This is a genomic window from Aeromonas sp. QDB11 (genome assembly GCF_027705265.1).
GTDB classification, from domain to species: Bacteria; Pseudomonadota; Gammaproteobacteria; order Enterobacterales; family Aeromonadaceae; genus Aeromonas; species Aeromonas allosaccharophila.
This window is the reverse complement of sequence record NZ_JAPDBM010000031.1, coordinates 1-16,733: the sequence shown is the minus strand read 5'-3', so window position 1 is coordinate 16,733 and position 16,733 is coordinate 1. Positions and strand designations below refer to the sequence as shown.

Genomic DNA, 16,733 nt, shown 5'->3' with positions numbered 1-16,733 from the left:
GTGTCTGTGACTGAAAACGTTATCTGACTCAACTGGTTAGAGCACGCCTGCCGAGGCAAAACGGTAGTTGAGCGAGAGCCAGTACGAGCGACCCGGCTCGGGGATACGGCCGCTCTGCTCGTAGCCAAGCCCCGCCTGACTGGCGTGCACCGACTTGGAGAGGTGCTCGTAATAGAAGGTGTCGAACAAGTTGTCTACCCCGGCCGAGAGCTGCCATCCCTTGGCAAACTGCCAGGCACCGCTCAGGTTCAGGGTGAAGAAGCCCGGGGTCTCCCCCTGATCCTGACCGGCGACCGTGCCGGACCAGAGATCCACCCGATCCTGCGCCGCCACAGCGCGCCCCAGCAGGGTGAAGTTCAGCGTTTCATCCTGCTGCCAGCCTAGGGCCAGCTTGCCATCGAGCGGCGGCATCTGGGCCAGCGGCTTGTTGTCGCTCTGGTTTTCGCCGTAGACCACCGCCAGACCACCATCGAGACGCCACTGCTCGGCAAACTGCCAGCGCCCCTCCAGCTCGCCGCCCCGGGTCTGAGCATCGATGTTGCGCACCTTGTTCGACTTGCTGTTGTAGAGCAGGTAGTCCTTGATGTCGGCGCTAAAGAGGGAGAGGGTCAGATCCAGCTCGCGGCTGCGCAAAGCCAGCCCCGCATCCCACTGGCGGCTGCGCTCCGGGTTGAGGGTGAACGGGGTGCTGTCCTTGCTGCGCTCCCAGTAGTCCGGCGCCCGCTCTGCCTGCCCCCATGCCAGATAGCTGGACCAGCGGGGCGACCACTGATACTCGTAGCGACCAAACCCGCTGTTCAGGTTCAGGGTATCGCTGTAGAGGGTCTGTTCACCGGCGCCATAGCGGGTGGTCTCGACCCTATCCTGACGATAACCGCCCTTGTAGCTGTGGGCCCCCTGCTGGCGCCCCAGCTCGGCGAAGCCGCCCTGCTGCTCGAAACGCAGAGTGCGCTGGCGATCTTGCATCGCATAATCGACGCCACCCCGGCTGCGGTGCTGATCCCGGTTGCTGTCGAACCCGGCGGTCAGCAACCAGTCGGCAGGCAAAGCGATGTCGTTGGCCCAGCGACCGCCGCTGTTACGGCGATCCGGGTTAGATAGCATCTTCATGCCGCTATTTTGCCGCAGGCTGAAGTTGTCCATGATGTGGTCGATGTCGTTGTCCCACAGAGTCAGCTCGCTGCGCTGCCAATAACGGGTGATCTGCTCCTGCTTGAGCTTCAGCCCGAAGGACTCCCGATCAAACATGGGGCCATCCATGGTGCGATCCGCATAGGCGGCGCGGGCATTGCTGCGCTCGGCGGTGAGTTCCAGCCAGGTGTGCTCCCCCGGCGTCCAGCCCAGCTGCGCGGTGCCATTCTCGCGGCGATAGAAAGAGCGCACCTTGTTACCGTGACCATCGCGGTAATCGTCGCTATCGGAGTGGGTGAACTGACCGCGCAGATAGCCATCGGTCGAACCCGCCGTCATATCCACCATCTGGTCATCGCGGCCAAAACTGCCATAGAGGGCCGAGGCATCGGCCTTGAGACCCGGCGCGGTGAACTCGGGCCTGTCCCGCTCGAACAGCACGGTTCCCGCCAGCGTGGCCCCCTGCTCGAGGGATTGCGGCCCCTTCAGCACCCGGATCCGGTCAAAGGATTGGGGGAACACATAGGCCGTAGGCGGGTCCATCCGGCCGCCACAACCACCGGCCAGCATCCCGCCATCCATCTGCACGTTGAGGCGGGACATCCCCATCCCCCGCAGCACGGGATCACCGCCCAGCCCCCCTTTGCGCACCATACTCATGCCGGTGACATTCTTCAGATAACCGGCGCCGTCGGCAGCGGGCATGGGGGAACCGGGCTTCTTGGGATCCAGCGTCACCTCCAGGGTGCTGGCGGGGCGGGTTGCCACTACCACCATGGGATCCAGCTGTTGAACCGGTTCCTGACCGGCGGCGCCGTGACAGGCGAGCCCGCCCACCAGCAGGGCAAGAGGAGTGCGCATATGACAAGCCATACATTTTCCTTATGTATTTGTTTATTTTGTTTTTTTCATTAAACCCCACCAAACCTTTCGGCAGGGGAAAGGTTTGCCATCAGGCCGCAAAAAAGGCCTGCGGCGTGAAAGCGGCAAGCCTCTGTCGTGGAAAGCGAAGGCAGGTTGGCAAAATGTTGCGCAGGTTTTACCCAAGTTCATTCAGAAAGGCAAATGGGCAAACATTCCAGTAACAGTAATCTGGCGTTGGCTCACAAAAAGCGTGGATTAGCTGAAGGCTTCCCGTTCATCGATGGGGGAGATCAGGTGATAAACCTCGTGGGCAGACAAGGTGCATCCGACAGGCCACTCCAGCTGGTGGTGACGGTTGATAAAGACCCTAGCACAGTGGCGTTCGCTCTCCAGCTTTGCAAACAGGGGCTGACCTCGCCAGGGGGTCAGATCCAGCACGCCCGTGGTGCCATCCGATAACACCACAAACAGGCGCCATCCCTGCACATACTCGACATCGATAAAGACCGGCATCCCTTCGGCTCCGATTGAGATAATTCGCGGCAATTATAAATGGAGTTCCCCCTTCCATTCGCGCTGCGGCTCACATTTTATCCAGCAGCTTATTCTGCACTCAGTAACCGGTCGAGTTCACACTTTTAGATAAGCGATATGTTAATTGCCTCTTTTGGCAAGATAGAGTGCAACCTTATCCACATCTGCCTGTCATAAAAGCACAACAAATAAAAAAGCGTCTGTGGACAGACGCTTACAGGCCCAATCAGGAACAAACATGACAGCTCTAAAACAGCGACTCGGCCCATTTTGGCCCTTCGCCATCTTCTGCGCGCTCGCGCTCTTCTCTCTCTCTTTCAGTCGAATTGCCCTCGGTGTCTGGCAACTGGAACGGGTGGATGCCGTGGCCGGTTGGCAGGAGATGCTGCTGCAAGGGATCCGGGTCGATTTTGCCACCCTCTGCTGGGTCTGGGGCGTCCCCGCCATGCTCACCCTGCTGCTGGCAGGCCCCCACGCCATCGGTCGCGGCTGGCTGCAACTGATGCGAGTGTGGCTGACCGTCGGACTCTGGCTGATGCTGTTCCTCGAGATCTCCACCCCCTCTTTCGTCACCGAATATGGCGTGCGCCCCAACCGCCTCTATGTGGAGTACCTGATCTATCCGAAAGAGGTGCTCTCCATGTTGTGGGCGGGCCGCAAAGCCGAGCTGCTGCTGGCGGTGCTCTTCAGTGGTGCCGTGCTGGCCGGTGGCTGGTGGCTGAGCGGCCGTCTGGTGCGTGGCCTCAGCTTCCCGCGCTGGTATCTGCGTCCGGCCTTCGCCCTGCTGATCCTGGCCATCGGTTTTCTCGGTGCCCGCTCCAGTCTCGGCCACCGCGCCCTGAACCCGGCCATGGTCGCCTTTGCCGGGGATCCGTTGGTCAACTCGCTCACCGTCAACTCCGCCTACTCCCTCTTCTTTGCCATCAAGCAGATGGGGGCCGAAGAGGATGCCAGCCAGTTTTACGGCAAGATGTCCGAGCAGAAGGTGCTCGACATCATGCGCAAGGAGAGTGGCCGTCCGGCCAGTGATTTCAACTCCGATCTGCTGCCCAGCCAGACCTTCAACGAGGCAAGCTTCCAGGGCAAACCGAAGAATCTGGTGATCCTGCTGCAGGAGAGCCTGGGCGCCCAGTTTGTCGGCTCCCTCGGTGGCCTGCCGCTCACCCCCAACATCGATGCCCTGTCGCAGCAGGGCTGGGCCTTCGAGCAGCTCTACGCCACCGGCACCCGCTCGGTACGCGGTATCGAGGCGGTACTGACCGGCTTCACGCCGACCCCGGCGCAGGCGGTGGTCAAACTCGGCAAGAGCCAGACCAACTTCTTCACCATCGCGGATCTGCTCAAGCAGCGAGGTTACGACACCAGCTTTATCTATGGCGGCGAGAGCCACTTCGACAATATGCGCAGCTTCTTCCTCGGCAACGGCTTCACCACCATCGTCGAGCAGAAGGATTTCGACAATCCGGTGTTCAAGGGCTCATGGGGCGCCTCAGATGAGGATCTGATGGCCAAGGCCGACGAGACCTTCAAGGCGCTGCACAAGGAGGGCAAACCCTTCTTCAGTCTGGTATTCAGCTCCAGCAACCACGATCCGTTCGAATTCCCGGACAACCGCATCGAACTGTTCGAGCAACCCAAGCAGACCCGCAACAACGCGGCCAAGTATGCGGATTACGCCATCGGCGAGTTCTTCAAGAAGGCGAAACAGTCCGAATACTGGAAGGATACCCTGTTCCTGGTGATCGCCGACCACGACAGCCGGGTCGGTGGTGCCAGTCTGGTGCCCATCCCCCGCTTCCATATCCCCGGCGTCATCGTCGGTGACGGCATTGCACCGAAGAGGGATTCGCGCATCGTCAGCCAGATCGATATGGCGCCGACCCTGCTCTCCCTGATGGGGATCAGTGCCGACTACCCCATGCTGGGCAAGGATCTGACCCGCATGCCTGCCGACTGGCCGGGGCGCGCCATCATGCAGTACGACAAGAACTTCGCCCTGATGCGCGGCCAAGATGTGGTGATCCTGCAACCGGAGCGCGCGGCGGAAGGCTATGTCTACGATGATGCCAGCGAAAAGCTGACCCCGGCAGCGCAACCTGACGCCTTGAAGGAGGATGCACTGGGTTTGGCGCTGTGGGGCAGCATGGCCTATCAGAAGAGTCTCTATCGGACTGCAAAGGATGAACGCACCGCCGCCAATTGAGCCGCTCGTGCTGATTCAACCGAAAGCAGAATGGAAAAAACCGCCAGCAGGCGGTTTTTTCCATCTCCCCATACTGTCTGCCCAAAGGCCATTATGGCTGGGGAAAGCAGGGCAGCGAGCGGCTGAACTTATGCTCGAACACCAGCGAAGTTTCGAGGTGCACCACCTCCTCGCGGGAGGTGAAGTGGTCAAAGACGAAGTTACGCAGGTGCTCGGTGTCGGAGACACAGAGGTGCACCAGAAAATCATCCTTGCCCCCCATGTGGAACAGGCTGATCACTTCGGGCAGCGCCAGAATGGCATCGCGGAAGGCATCGATGATCTGGCGGCTGTGACGGGCCAACTGCAGGGAGACCATGGCCTGAATGTGGCCACCCAGGGCCTGATAATCCACTTCGCAGTGTGCGCCCTTGAGCACGCCATCCTGCTGCAACTTGCGCACCCGCTCCAGACAGGTGGAGGGGGCAACGCCCACCAGCGCGGCCAGATCCTTGTTGGTCATGCCCGCATCCCGAAACAGATGGGCCAGGATATCCAAATCCAGTTGATCCAGGTTTCTCATCTTAACTCCTTGAACCGCTCAATTTTTTAGACTCTGCCCGTAAACCGGGGCAAACACAACGGCCATTGACATCCCCCCTGCCCCGCCTATCCTTGGCGCCATTCACCGGCCGCAGCCCTGCGGCCACTACGCGAGGATCCGCCATGCACCCGTTTCACCCCTTCTGGAGCCTTGAGGTTCCCCGTGTCGATGGCCAGCTGCTGCTGACTCCCTGCCCCGGCACCCAGCAGGTGCCGCTGACCCTGGCGCTCGATCAACTGCGGTTGGCCGGTGCCTACGGGGTGGTGACCCTGATGACGAGCGCCGAGTTGATCCGACTCGAACTGGCGCCGCTCGGCCAGCAGGTCGAGCACGAAGGGATGCGCTGGTTCCATCTGCCCATCGAGGATGATCTGGCCCCCGACGCCGCCTTCGAGGCCGACTGGCAACAGGCACTGCCGCAGCTGCGCGAGCTGCTGGGGGATGGCAAGCATCTGGTCATCCACTGCAAAGGGGGCAGCGGTCGTACCGGTCTGGTCGCCGCCGCGCTGCTGATGACCCTCGGCCAGCCGCAGCAAGAAGCGATGGCCGCCATCAAGGCTCACAGACCCAAGGCATTCGCGTTAGCCTGCCACCGCCAATGGCTCGACCAGCTGGCCGAGCGGCTGGAGCAGGGCGACTGACTACTTGCCCTCCTGGTCGTAGGTGAAGACCTTGCCGATATCCTCCACCCGATAACTGGTGAGCTGATAGACGTAGTAGTTGAGCCAGTTGGCAAACAGCAGATGACCATGGCTGCGCCAGCTGGCGCGCGGGGTCTGGCCCGGATCGTTATTCGGGTAGTAGTTGACCGGAATGGCCGGGTCGAGCCCCGCCGCCAGATCCCGCTGATACTCCCCGTCCAGCGTCAGGGCATCGTACTCCGGGTGACCGGTGACAAACACCTGACGACAATCCTTGGTTGCCGCCAGATAGACCCCCGCCTCTTCTGACTCGGCAAAAATCTGCAAGTCGGTATGGGTGCGGATCAGATCGCCATCAAACGCCGCGTAACGGGAGTGGGGGGCGACGAACTCGTCATCGAAACCGCGCAGCAGCGGCTCGTGCTCATCGAGCCTGTGGTGGCGATAAACCCCGGAGAGCTTCTCACCGTGGGTCTGCTTCTCCATCCCATAGAGCGCCTTGAGCGCCGCCTGTACCGCCCAGCAGAGGAACAGGGTGGAGGTGACATGCTGATGGGACCACTCGATGATCTCGACGATACGCGGCCAGTAGACCACCTCCTCGAACTCCACCAGCCCGAGCGGCGCCCCGGTGATGATCATGCCGTCGTAGTTGTTGCCACGCACCTGCTCGAAGTCGTGATAGAAGTTCTCCAGATGGGCCTGCGGCGTGTTCTTCGACTCCCTGTCATCAATGCGCAGCAGATCCACATCCACCTGCAGCGGCGAGTTGGAGAGCATCCGCATCAGCTGGATCTCGGTCTCAATCTTCTTGGGCATCAGGTTGAGGATCAACACCCGCAGCGGGCGGATGTTCTGGGTGACGGCCCGGGATTCCGTCATCACGAAGATGTTCTCCTGCCCCAGCACTTCGGCGGCGGGTAACTGATCCGGGATCTTGATCGGCATGCTTACTCCCTGTACTGCATCGGTAAATATGTCTGGACATCCAGAAGCCTATAATAAAGCTCCCGCCCTGTCATCAGATACCTTTTGTATTCACCCCCGCCTTTGACTAGCATACGGCTCAGTGTCTCTCCTGCTTCCAAGATAATGACCGGTATCAAGATTTCCGTAGATCGACTGCAAGTCGGCAACTATGTCTCCCTGCCACTGGGGTGGCGCGAACACCCGTTCCTGTTTTCCAGCTTCAAGATCAAAAGTGAAGAGGAGATCGAGCTGATCCGCCGGCTCGGCCTGAAACTGGTCACCATCATTCCCGACAAGAGCGATGTCCCGCCCAAACCCCTCAGTCAGGTACAGCCTCAACCACAAGAGAGCTCGGACGCCGCCCAGCGGCAGGCCCAGATGCAGCAGGAGAAAGATCGCCGCATCGAGCAGTTGCAACAGTACCGCCGCGATCTGCAGCAGTGCGAGAAACAGTTCCAGCAGTCGCTGGCGCAGGTGCGCAGCGTGATGAGCAAGATCCAGTCCCGCCCCCTCAATGCCATCGGCGAGGCACAGGAGCTGATCAACGCCATGACCGAGCAGTTGCTCGCGGTGGACGAGATGGTGCTCCATCTGGTCTCCGACGGCGAGGATGGCAACAACCTCTACTTCCACTCCCTCAACGTCAGTGTGCTCAGCATGCTGCTGGCCAAGGAGTGCTGCATGTCGGCCGACCAGATCCGTCAGGTCGGCATGGGAGCGCTGTTCCACGATATCGGCAAGCTGAAGATCCCGAGCCAGATCCTGCGCAAGACCGAGCCGCTGACCAAGCCGGAGCAGAACCTGATGGCCCAGCATCCGCGCTACGGCCTCGACCTGCTCAATCTGGCCAAGGATTTCCCCGCCGAGGCGAAGGGGATCGTGCTCCATCACCACGAATATCTCGATGGCAGCGGGCCGGAAGGGCTCAAGGGTGGCCAGCTCGATCCGCTCACCCAGATGGTGTCGCTGATCAACGAGTACGATAACCTCTGCCACATGCAGGCCAAGGTGCCCTACTCGGCCCTGAGCGGCCTCTACAAGCAGCGCAAGGCGCAGTTCAATCCGGAGTACCTCAGCATGCTGATCCGGTTGATGGGGATCTATCCCCCCGGCAGCGTGGTACAACTCTCCAACGGTCAGGTCGGGCTGGTGATGTCGGTCAACGCCTCGCGCCTGCTCTATCCCTCGGTGCTGGTCTATGATCCGCGCATTCCCCGTCAGGAAGCGGCCATCATCGACCTGCAGCAGGCCGAACTGTCGATCGCCAAGGTGATCCACCCCAAACGGCTGCCGCCCGCCGTGTTCGAGTATCTCAATCCGCGTACCCGGATCAGCTACTACTTCGAGCACAACAAAGCCTGATTGTGCTGGCCCCAGGCCAACCATTGTCACCCGTTTCACCCAAGGAGCCCGCCATGCGTATCGAGATCATCAGTACCGGAGACGAAATAGTGACGGGTCTGGTGGTGGATACCAATGCGGCCTGGCTCAGCGCACTGCTGCTGGAACAGGGGTGGCAGGTGCGCCGTCGCCTGACGGTAGGGGACAACCTCGCCGACCTGAAAAGCGTGCTGCAGGAGAGTGCCAGCCGCGCCGAGGTGGTGCTGGTGTGCGGCGGGCTCGGGCCCACTGCCGACGACCTGACCGCTCAGGCCGCCGCCGAGGCCTTCGCCCAGCCGCTCATCCTCTTCCCAGACTGGCTCGCCACCATCACGGCCCGCTACGCCAGCCGTGGCCGCCCCATGGCACAAAGCAACGCCAAACAGGCCTGGTTGCCGCAGGGGTGCGAGATCCTCGACAACCCGGTCGGTACCGCCTGCGGCTTTGTGGTGCGAAGTGGCCAGAGCCAGCTCTTCTTCACCCCTGGCGTACCGTTCGAGTTCAAGCAGATGGTGCGCGAGCAAATTCTGCCGCGCCTCAAACAGCTTGCCGGTGCTCAGGTCGATACCGAGCTGCGTCGCTTTTACACCTTCGGCGTCTCGGAATCGGCCCTCAGCGATATGCTGGATGCCGCCCCCTGGCCCACCGGCATCGAGCTCGGTTACCGATCCGCCATGCCCCTTATCGAACTCAAGCTGATCGGCCACGGCGCCAGCGCCGCTGACATGGAGAGCGCCGAGCGCCGACTGCTGGATACGATCCGCCCCTGGCTGGTTGGCAGCGGAGATACTGAACCGGCGCAGCAGATCCTCGCGCTGCTGCAAGGTCGGCCACTGACGCTGCTGGAGGGGGAGAGTGGCGGCGCCCTGCTGGCGCTTTGTCACGGCCATCACCGGCTGGACGCCCGCTTCAGCACGCAACTGGCCGATGATCTGGCCCGACTGCCGACTGCCGATACGGGTCTGCAACTGACCATAGGGCGAGAGGGGGAAGAGGGTGTGCCACTGCTGCTCTGCGCCGATGGCCAGCAGATTGGCCAGACGCTCAAGGCCAGCCATCCCGACCCGGAGAGCCGCCGCAAGATCCTCGCCTTTGCCGCGCTCGACATGCTGCGCCGCCATCTACTGGGTGAGCCGGTACTCGGTGATTACCTCACCCTGGCCAGAACGGCGCAGCGCAGCTGATAGCTTACCCCCGCCAGCGCTCCCTATGTCGCAGGCAGGGATCCCCTGCCGCGATCCGGCGAGCCACCCTGCGCCATTGCAGAACAGCGCCCGAATTTATCCGGCCATCATCACCGATTTGATCTCAATCCATTGACCATTCAGAAGAAATATCTGAATACTGCCCGCTCTCACGGCCGGTGATTCGCTTTCTTTGGCATTGAGAGATTTAATGACAGTAGAGGGGTAAACCGAGCGCCCCTCTCCCCACCAGGCAAGGAGATACGGTGTTAAGCAAAGAGTGGCTGCTGCTATCAAGCGACATGGATCTGGTCTGCCTGCGGATTGCCGCCGGTCTCACCAAACCGGTCACGGAACAGGATGTGCAGGCTCTGCTGCTCGCTTCCAACTGCCGCCGTTATCAGCCACTGCCAGAGGGGTTCAAACAGGCCATCAGTCTGCTCAATACCCTGCTTACCAACCCTGCCGCCCCGGTGCCTACCAAGCCGATCCCCATCGGCAAACGTCAGGATGCCAGAGTCACCATAGTGGTGGAAAAAGACCGGATGAGCGCCAGTGCCCAGATCACCGCCGACTGGGGTGGCAAGTATGTGACGATGGAACAACTGCAAGAGGCGATCGCCCTCAGCGAGATCAAACAGGGGGTGAGTGAGCCACGGCTCACCGCCGCCATCGTGTCGGCCAAAGAGGCCCCCCCCGGCAGCCAGCTCAAGCTGGTCGTTGCCCGTGGCCAGCCTGCCGTCAATGGTCAGGACACCCGCTATGAGCGGCTGGTGGAGACCCCGGCCGAGCGGATCCTCAAACCGCAGGAGCTGGATCATGACCGGGTCGACCTGCGGGATCTCGGCTCCCTTGTCACCGTCAAAGCCGGCGCCCAACTGATGCGCCGCCACCCTGCCACCCAGGGGGTCCCCGGCTTTACCGTAACCGGCCAGGAACTGCCCGCCAAGCATGGCAAGGACAGCCCGATGAGCGCAGGAGAGGGCACTTATATCTCCCCCGACGATCCCGATCTGCTGATTGCCAGCCGCGCGGGTCTACCCTGTCAGGAGAAAGCGGGCATGAAGGTGGATGAGGTGCTCAGCGTCAAACGGGTGGATGCGCGCCATGGTCATATCACCTTTGAAGGGGGGTTGATCGTCAATGATGACGTCAACCCGGGCATGAGGATCTCGGTCAGCGGCGACATCGTCATCGGCGGCTTTATCGAGGGGGGCTGGATCGAGGCTGGGGGCAGCATCACGGTTCGCCACGGCATTATTGGCCGCCGTGACGATCAGGGGGAATTCCTCTGCCAGCTCAATGCCCAGGGGGAGATCCACGCCAGCTACGCCCAGTATGCCCAGCTGGAAGCGGGGGGCGATATCCAGATCCAGAGCCAACTCAGCCACTGCTACAGCCGCAGCGGGCAGGACATCAAGGTGGGTGACGGCGGAATGCGTAAAGGCAACCTGCTGGGTGGCCTCAGCATTGCCAATCGCCTCATCATCTCGCCGGTGTTGGGGGCTTCTGCCGGTAATCAGACCCGGCTGCAGATCCTAGGCGGCTACTTCACCCACAAGGAGCAGGAGCATCAGCTCAAGCAGCAGCAACAGGCGTGCCTGGATCAGCTGGAAAAGCTCAAGGAGCTGGTGATGCGACTGGTGCAACTGCCCAGCGACAAGCGCAATCCGGATACCCTGCGCAAACTGAAACCCATCCGCGAACGCCATCAACTCGAGCTGCGACAGCTGGAAGATCAACTGGCCGCCAACCATGAAGAGCTGCAGAAACTGATGGCTGAAATGGACATCATCGCAACCCAACACCTCTTCCCCGGGGTCGAGGTGGAGATGGCTCATCATCACAAACGGGTCGATATCGAACATGGCCCGATCCACTTCTGCATCCGCGAAGATCAACTGCTGATGAACCCCTATGAGGGGCACAAATAGATCAATCGGCACAGCGCCATCGCTGAACCGACCGTGATCCCGCCGCCGATTTTCGCTACACTCGCCACTTCCTTGGCCCCACCGGGCGGGCCACCCAGACTCAGGTAGTGAGAGATGTACAAGCTGATCGCATTGGATATGGATGGCACCCTGCTCAACCCGCAGGGCCAGATTACTCCCCGCACCCACGCCGCCATCAGCGCCGCGCGCGCCAAAGGGGTTACCGTGGTACTGGCCTCCGGCCGCCCGCTGGAAGGGATGAGCCGCTATCTGGCCGAGCTCGGCCTCACTACCGAAGATGATTACGTCATCTGCTACAACGGCGCCCTGGTGCAGCAGGTCGCCGATCAGCGCATCATCCGCAGCCAGCTGCTGACCGGCAGTGACGCCAGTGCCGTCGCCAGACTGGCTGACGAGCTGGAGGTGAACGTTCACGGTTTCTCGGTCACCCAGGGCCTCATCAGTCCCCGTGTCAGCACCTACACCGAGCACGAATCCCGCCTGATCGGCATGCCGATCAATCTGATCGACTTCGCCACCCTGCCTGCCGACGAGCAGATCATGAAGGTGATGATGATCGACGAGCCGCCCCAGCTCTCCCGCGCCATCGAGCAGTTGCCGGCGGAGCTCTATGAGCGCTATACCGTGGTACAGAGTGCTCCCTTCTTCCTCGAGTTCATGCACAAGCACAGCAACAAGGGAACCGGCGTTGCCGCGCTGGCCGAGCACCTTGGCCTGACCGCCGGGCAGGTGATCTGCGTCGGAGATGCCGGCAACGACCACCACATGATTGAGTACGCAGGCCTTGGGGTTGCGATGGGCAATGCCACTGACGAGATCAAAGCTCTCGCCCAGCACACCACAGCACGCAACGATGAAGATGGCGTGGCCCGGGTGATCGAGCAGTTCGTGCTGAACGTCTGATCGCTTGGGCGCCGCCGCTGCGCCCGCTGAGGAAAAGAAAACGGGGAGGCTGTCAGCCTCCCCGTTTTTTCTGGTTAGTTATCTGCGTGATTAGCTGCAATTCGCTCGTATCACTGGTTCGCCAAGCACTGGGTATGGGAGCCCGGCTGCAGATAAGGTATCAGCAGCGGAGCCATCCCCTTGAGCACCTGCACCGGCAGCGCCGAGGTGAAGCGGAACTTGTCGGACTGGCTGCCCGGCACATAGGCGGTCAGGGTACCGAAGTGATCCTCACCCAGATAGAAGACGAAGGTCGCGGTACGGTTGCGCGCCAGCGAGCTGGTCACGTTGCCATAACGGCCCACGGTTTCAATCCGGTTATCCCCGGTCCCGGTCTTGCCACCCATTTGCAGCACAGTGCCATCAGGCAGGGTAAATGCCCCGGCGATACGTCTTGCCGTCCCCCCTTCCACCACCTTGGAGAGCGCATTACGCAGGGCGGTCGCGACCTCAACAGGCAGAACCCTGGTGCCTTCGGCATGGGTCGGTTCGAACTCGGTCTCGAAGGGCGTCCCCTTGGCGAACGAGAGGTGCTCGATACGCAGGGTCGGCGAACGGACTCCGCCATTCTGGATAATCCCCATCAGCTCGGCCAACGCAGCCGGGCGATCGCCGGAGCTGCCCAAGGCGGTCGCCAGCGAGGGCACCAGATGGTCGAACGGATAACCGAGCTTGGCCCAACGTTGATGGATATCGAGGAACGCCTCAACCTCCAGCATGGTGCGGATCCGGCTGTCGCGGGCGCTGCGATGACGGGTCTTGAACAGCCAGCTGTAGACCTCCTGCCGTTCGTCACGACTGGCCGCCACCGCGTCGGCAAAGGTCGCCTTGTCGAACTCCTTGAGATAGGCCAGCAGCCACAGCTCCAACGGGTGAACCCGGGCGATATAGCCCTGATCCGGCAGTGAATACTTGCCAGGGCCATAGCTGACATAGAGCTGATTGATCCGCTTCGCGCTCAGCTTCTCCCGTGGCAACCGCTCCGCCAGGAAGGCGGCAAAGGTCGCTTCACTGGCTTCCGGCATCAGGTAGCGGTGAACCGCAGCCAGACGCACCGCGCTCGGCTTGAGTCCGTCGAGGAAGGTATCGAGCTGCTCCTCGGGGGTCTTGCCGCGATATTTGCGCCAGAAGCGCAGCAGATAGGTCTGCCCCTCTTTGTCGGCAAATTTGGCCAGATACTCCTGACGACGGGGATCCTTGTCATCCTTGAGCAACTGGGCACGATTCCCCTCCTTGTAGAGGCTGTAGCGCACGATATCGCGCATCAGCCGCACAAACGGCAGGTTGATGGACTCGCGCAGCGCATCGCGGATGGGGGGAATTCGCCCGTTATCCTCACGGCGGAAGTTGTTGAACGTGTGCATGCCACCACCGGTAAAGAACCCCTCGTTGGGGCTGGCGGAGTACTTGCGATCCAGAGCCGCTTCCAGCATCACCGGCAAGCTCTTGTCCTGAGCCGTCATCAGATAGGAGATGGCCCAGCGGCTGAGGTTGTCCTGAGAGGCCGACGCGAGTTTGCGCAGGCTATCGGGCGACATGCCCGCATAGTTGTCGTGCAGCTCGGCCACGATCTCCAGATAGGTGGTCAGCACCCGCAACTTGGCGGTTGAACCCAACTCCAGCTTGGAGCCTTCGTTGATATCGAACGGTTGATCGGTGTTGTCAGTCTGCACCCGCACCTTGAATCCTTCCGGCGACTTCTCGAACAGGGTGAAGCTGTAGCGCACATCGCCCGTCTTCTCCGGCGAGAGCAGGCGCTCACCAAACAGCCCTACCTGGGCGGCAAACGTCGGGTCGGCCAGCTGTTGCAGATAACGGGAGATTTCGTTCTGCAGCGGCATATTGAGGCTGGTATCGGCCGTCAGATCCATCCGGTCGAGGTCATAGAGCTGCACCCCGAGCTGGCGGCTCAGGCGAGTACGGGCAACCTGCAACCCCTTGTTATTGTTCACCCGAGTGATGGCCGGGGACTGCAGGAAGTCACGGAACGAGATCTTGGCCTTGAGCGCCGCCTCCATCAGCGGCGGCGTGATCATCCCCTCCTGCACAAACAGGCGCAGATAGCTATCGGTCAGATCCGCGAGCGATTCACGGCCCTGCGCCAGATAGTAGGAGGGACGGCGGTGCGCAATCATCAGCGAGACCACCTGACGCAGGGCAAGCCCCTGCTCGGCCAGCGGTGCATTCTGGTTGCGGGCGGGATCCAGCAGACGGTTCACGTCATCGACGTTGGCACCAAACCAGACCCAGAGACCATCCCCCAGACCATGCACCTCACCATATCCCGGCGCAGCCGAGAGCGGCACCGAGTTGAGATAGGCCCAGGCAACCAGCTTGCGCGCTTCGAGGGTTTCCGGCCCGAGACGATAGGCCCGCACACTGGCAGAGGCCATCTGGCGGATCTTCTCGGTCGGCGACAGGGTCAGGCCATCCGGCGAATGGCGATACTTCTCCACCTGGGTCGCCAGGGTACTGCCACCGGCAGATTGATCCTGCATATCGAGCGCCTTGCCCACCTGGGAGAGCGCCGCCTTGGCAAAACGGGGCCAGTCGACTGCCGGGTTGGCCAGCGGCTCCTCATTGCTCAGCAGATCGCGGTTCTCGATAAAGAGCAGCGACTGGATGACGAGCGGCGGAATGGAGTCAAAATCCGGATAGTGATGGGTCGGATACTTGAACTGATAGAAGGGCTCGGCGCGGCAGTCGTGCAGCGTCAGTCCGGCCTGTACCTTCTCGGTATAAGGCACAAAGAAACCACGACTGGCGTAGTCATAGAGTGCGTCGGAGAAATGTACCTGCTTGCTGACTTCATAGCCCCGTTGCAACAGACGCTCCTGCATCATCGGCAGTTGCACATAGCCGAGCCGCTTGTCGAACGGGCCATCCTCAGGGAAGGCGATCTGCTTGCTCTGGCCTGGCTCGACCTGATAGGTGAGCTTGGCGGCATAGCGGGAGATCTCCTGAGATTGCAGCTTCGAGGTTTTCATCTCATAGCCAACCAGAGCGATCACCGCCCCCAGGCACAATAAAAAGAGAAAACAGAACAGCCAACGCCACCAGGGACGACGCTTGCGCTTTGGGTTCCCGTCCGTGGTCTGGACAGATGAATCTTGAGATGCCACTTGTGTCAAATCCGTCTGTTCTGATGCGCCCATATCAGCCCCACCATGGTTGCGCAATTTATTGTGTTTCACTCAAGCTTAGTCTTTTCAAGTCAATGGCTTGAAACTATTGACCGCTTTGTAGTGATGGTAACAGGGCAATTCTAAAAAGGGGAGCCGATTGTTGCAGGAGTGGCAGAGATCCGAGCTGATAACAAAACACCGGCCAGTGGCCGGTGTCTCTTGAGCGAAAGCGGAACGCTTACTTGTGAGAGCTCATGCCCTTCAGTTTGGTGCTCAGCTCTTTACGCTCTTTGGAAAGCTCGGCGTTCTTGATGATGTGATCATCCACGCGCTCTTCATAGTCTGTACGCATGTTGGCAATGATCGCCTGCACATCATCAATGCTCATGCCCGGCTTGATGTAGTCGCTCAGGTTGTCGAGCAGCAGTACGCGCTTCTGGTTGTCACGGATCTTCTTCTCGTTATCCGCAATTTCACGCTTGAGTTTGTTCTGGCGACGGGACATACGCACATATTCCAGTACATCGCTAAAGGTGGACTTGTTTACTTGTTCCATATCGATACCACTGACTTAAGGTTGATAAAAACTGGCCAAGTTACACCTGGAACCCGGCAAGCTCGACGCGGGACAGGCAAACTCAAGATGCCCTTACTCTACCGAGTTATAAGCGAGATACAACCCTAATCACGCGCCATCAGCCGAGTTTGGCCAAAAGTAAACCAGTTAAAATGGTTGGTAATCCACCAGATAAGAGCCTGATATTGATACAAAATGGAGGAGATGACAGGCTTGTTAGTTCTCTTTCGGCAGGTAAAAACCAGAAATTGGCTGTTTAACACCCTAAAAGCACCAAAGCCCGGTCGTCAGACTGGGCTTTGGTGTTAGTTCTGGTGTGTAAATCTGCGGGTCTTATGGGCAAAACCGCCCATAGCAAAAAGGCCTTCCCAATCGGGAAGGCCTTTCAAATTAGTGGCGGAGCGGACGGGACTCGAACCCGCGACCCCCGGCGTGACAGGCCGGTATTCTAACCGACTGAACTACCGCTCCGCTGTCTGGTTAGCATATTGCTAAATTGTCTGCCGCTTCAATGAGGTGTCATCCTCTCGGCCAACGTCGTGATGTGCACGTCGTTGTTTAATTGGGTGCCTGGCAGTGTCCTACTCTCGCATGGCGAATGCCACACTACCATCGGCGCTACCGCGTTTCACTTCTGAGTTCGGC

General features: G+C 60.4%; 12 protein-coding genes and 1 tRNA gene. 6 read left to right on the top strand and 7 right to left on the bottom strand.

Annotated features, from left to right (window positions below; genetic code table 11):
* Positions 1-36 precede the first annotated feature (36 nt).
* Together OKC40_RS12000 and OKC40_RS11995 are read right to left on the bottom strand one after the other, a co-directional pair.
* Entirely contained in the window at positions 37-2,004 is a 1,968-nt protein-coding gene (locus OKC40_RS12000) for a TonB-dependent copper receptor (RefSeq protein WP_182938331.1), read from the bottom strand.
* Between the two features lie 246 nt (positions 2,005-2,250).
* Positions 2,251-2,508, bottom strand: a complete 258-nt coding sequence (locus OKC40_RS11995; protein WP_042057607.1) for a DUF2442 domain-containing protein — start codon at positions 2,506-2,508, stop codon at positions 2,251-2,253.
* 259 nt (positions 2,509-2,767) lie between these two features.
* Here OKC40_RS11995 and OKC40_RS11990 point away from each other — a divergent pair, with 259 nt between their 5' ends.
* Positions 2,768-4,732: an LTA synthase family protein gene (locus tag OKC40_RS11990; RefSeq protein ID WP_182938332.1), complete on the top strand. Its 1,965-nt coding sequence runs from the start codon at positions 2,768-2,770 to the stop codon at positions 4,730-4,732.
* Positions 4,733-4,823: 91 nt separating this feature from the next.
* Here the strand turns inward: OKC40_RS11990 and OKC40_RS11985 are convergent, their stop codons facing one another.
* Positions 4,824-5,294: an Lrp/AsnC family transcriptional regulator gene (locus OKC40_RS11985; protein WP_005336001.1), complete on the bottom strand. Its 471-nt coding sequence runs from the start codon at positions 5,292-5,294 to the stop codon at positions 4,824-4,826.
* 143 nt (positions 5,295-5,437) lie between these two features.
* Between OKC40_RS11985 and OKC40_RS11980 the strand changes: the two genes are divergently transcribed.
* Complete coding sequence (locus OKC40_RS11980) at positions 5,438-5,956, top strand: cyclin-dependent kinase inhibitor 3 family protein (RefSeq protein WP_182938333.1); 519 nt, start codon at positions 5,438-5,440, stop codon at positions 5,954-5,956.
* On the opposite strand, the gene metA is transcribed toward OKC40_RS11980, so the two are convergent.
* On the bottom strand, positions 5,957-6,904 hold the full coding sequence (gene metA, locus OKC40_RS11975) for a homoserine O-acetyltransferase MetA (protein WP_182938334.1): 948 nt from the start codon (positions 6,902-6,904) through the stop codon (positions 5,957-5,959). It abuts the gene before it with no gap.
* Positions 6,905-7,048: 144 nt separating this feature from the next.
* On the opposite strand from metA, the gene OKC40_RS11970 reads away from it, so the two are divergent.
* The 4 genes from OKC40_RS11970 to yidA all read left to right on the top strand — a co-directional run bounded on the left by OKC40_RS11970 (position 7,049) and on the right by yidA (position 12,347).
* Positions 7,049-8,287, top strand: coding sequence for an HD-GYP domain-containing protein (locus OKC40_RS11970; RefSeq protein ID WP_182938335.1), 1,239 nt, complete (start codon positions 7,049-7,051; stop codon positions 8,285-8,287).
* 53 nt (positions 8,288-8,340) lie between these two features.
* A complete protein-coding gene (locus OKC40_RS11965; RefSeq protein ID WP_182938336.1) occupies positions 8,341-9,489 on the top strand; it encodes a CinA family nicotinamide mononucleotide deamidase-related protein in 1,149 nt (382 codons plus the stop codon).
* A gap of 266 nt (positions 9,490-9,755) precedes the next feature.
* Entirely contained in the window at positions 9,756-11,423 is a 1,668-nt protein-coding gene (locus OKC40_RS11960) for a DUF342 domain-containing protein (RefSeq protein WP_332107288.1), read from the top strand.
* Between the two features lie 114 nt (positions 11,424-11,537).
* Positions 11,538-12,347: a sugar-phosphatase gene (gene yidA / locus OKC40_RS11955; protein ID WP_042657278.1), complete on the top strand. Its 810-nt coding sequence runs from the start codon at positions 11,538-11,540 to the stop codon at positions 12,345-12,347.
* 110 nt (positions 12,348-12,457) lie between these two features.
* Here the strand turns inward: yidA and OKC40_RS11950 are convergent, their stop codons facing one another.
* The 3 genes from OKC40_RS11950 to OKC40_RS11940 form a co-directional block, all read right to left on the bottom strand.
* Positions 12,458-15,541, bottom strand: coding sequence for a transglycosylase domain-containing protein (locus OKC40_RS11950; RefSeq protein ID WP_182938337.1), 3,084 nt, complete (start codon positions 15,539-15,541; stop codon positions 12,458-12,460).
* Between the two features lie 208 nt (positions 15,542-15,749).
* Positions 15,750-16,067: a PTS system regulator TmaR gene (tmaR, locus tag OKC40_RS11945; protein ID WP_033136060.1), complete on the bottom strand. Its 318-nt coding sequence runs from the start codon at positions 16,065-16,067 to the stop codon at positions 15,750-15,752.
* 415 nt (positions 16,068-16,482) lie between these two features.
* A tRNA-Asp gene (locus OKC40_RS11940) sits at positions 16,483-16,559 on the bottom strand.
* Between the last annotated feature and the right edge of the window lie 174 nt (positions 16,560-16,733).

What these genes read in the sequence shown, in the direction of transcription:
- OKC40_RS11980 (WP_182938333.1), top strand. Translation starts at nt 5,438, where the DNA reads ATGCACCCGTTTCACCCCTTCTGGAGCCTTGAGGTTCCCCGTGTCGAT.
- OKC40_RS12000 (WP_182938331.1), bottom strand. Translation starts at nt 2,004, where the DNA reads ATGGCTTGTCATATGCGCACTCCTCTTGCCCTGCTGGTGGGCGGGCTC.
- OKC40_RS11950 (WP_182938337.1), bottom strand. Translation starts at nt 15,541, where the DNA reads ATGGGCGCATCAGAACAGACGGATTTGACACAAGTGGCATCTCAAGAT.
- metA (WP_182938334.1), bottom strand. Translation starts at nt 6,904, where the DNA reads ATGCCGATCAAGATCCCGGATCAGTTACCCGCCGCCGAAGTGCTGGGG.
- OKC40_RS11990 (WP_182938332.1), top strand. Translation starts at nt 2,768, where the DNA reads ATGACAGCTCTAAAACAGCGACTCGGCCCATTTTGGCCCTTCGCCATC.
- tmaR (WP_033136060.1), bottom strand. Translation starts at nt 16,067, where the DNA reads ATGGAACAAGTAAACAAGTCCACCTTTAGCGATGTACTGGAATATGTG.
- OKC40_RS11985 (WP_005336001.1), bottom strand. Translation starts at nt 5,294, where the DNA reads ATGAGAAACCTGGATCAACTGGATTTGGATATCCTGGCCCATCTGTTT.
- OKC40_RS11970 (WP_182938335.1), top strand. Translation starts at nt 7,049, where the DNA reads ATGACCGGTATCAAGATTTCCGTAGATCGACTGCAAGTCGGCAACTAT.
- yidA (WP_042657278.1), top strand. Translation starts at nt 11,538, where the DNA reads ATGTACAAGCTGATCGCATTGGATATGGATGGCACCCTGCTCAACCCG.
- OKC40_RS11965 (WP_182938336.1), top strand. Translation starts at nt 8,341, where the DNA reads ATGCGTATCGAGATCATCAGTACCGGAGACGAAATAGTGACGGGTCTG.
- OKC40_RS11995 (WP_042057607.1), bottom strand. Translation starts at nt 2,508, where the DNA reads ATGCCGGTCTTTATCGATGTCGAGTATGTGCAGGGATGGCGCCTGTTT.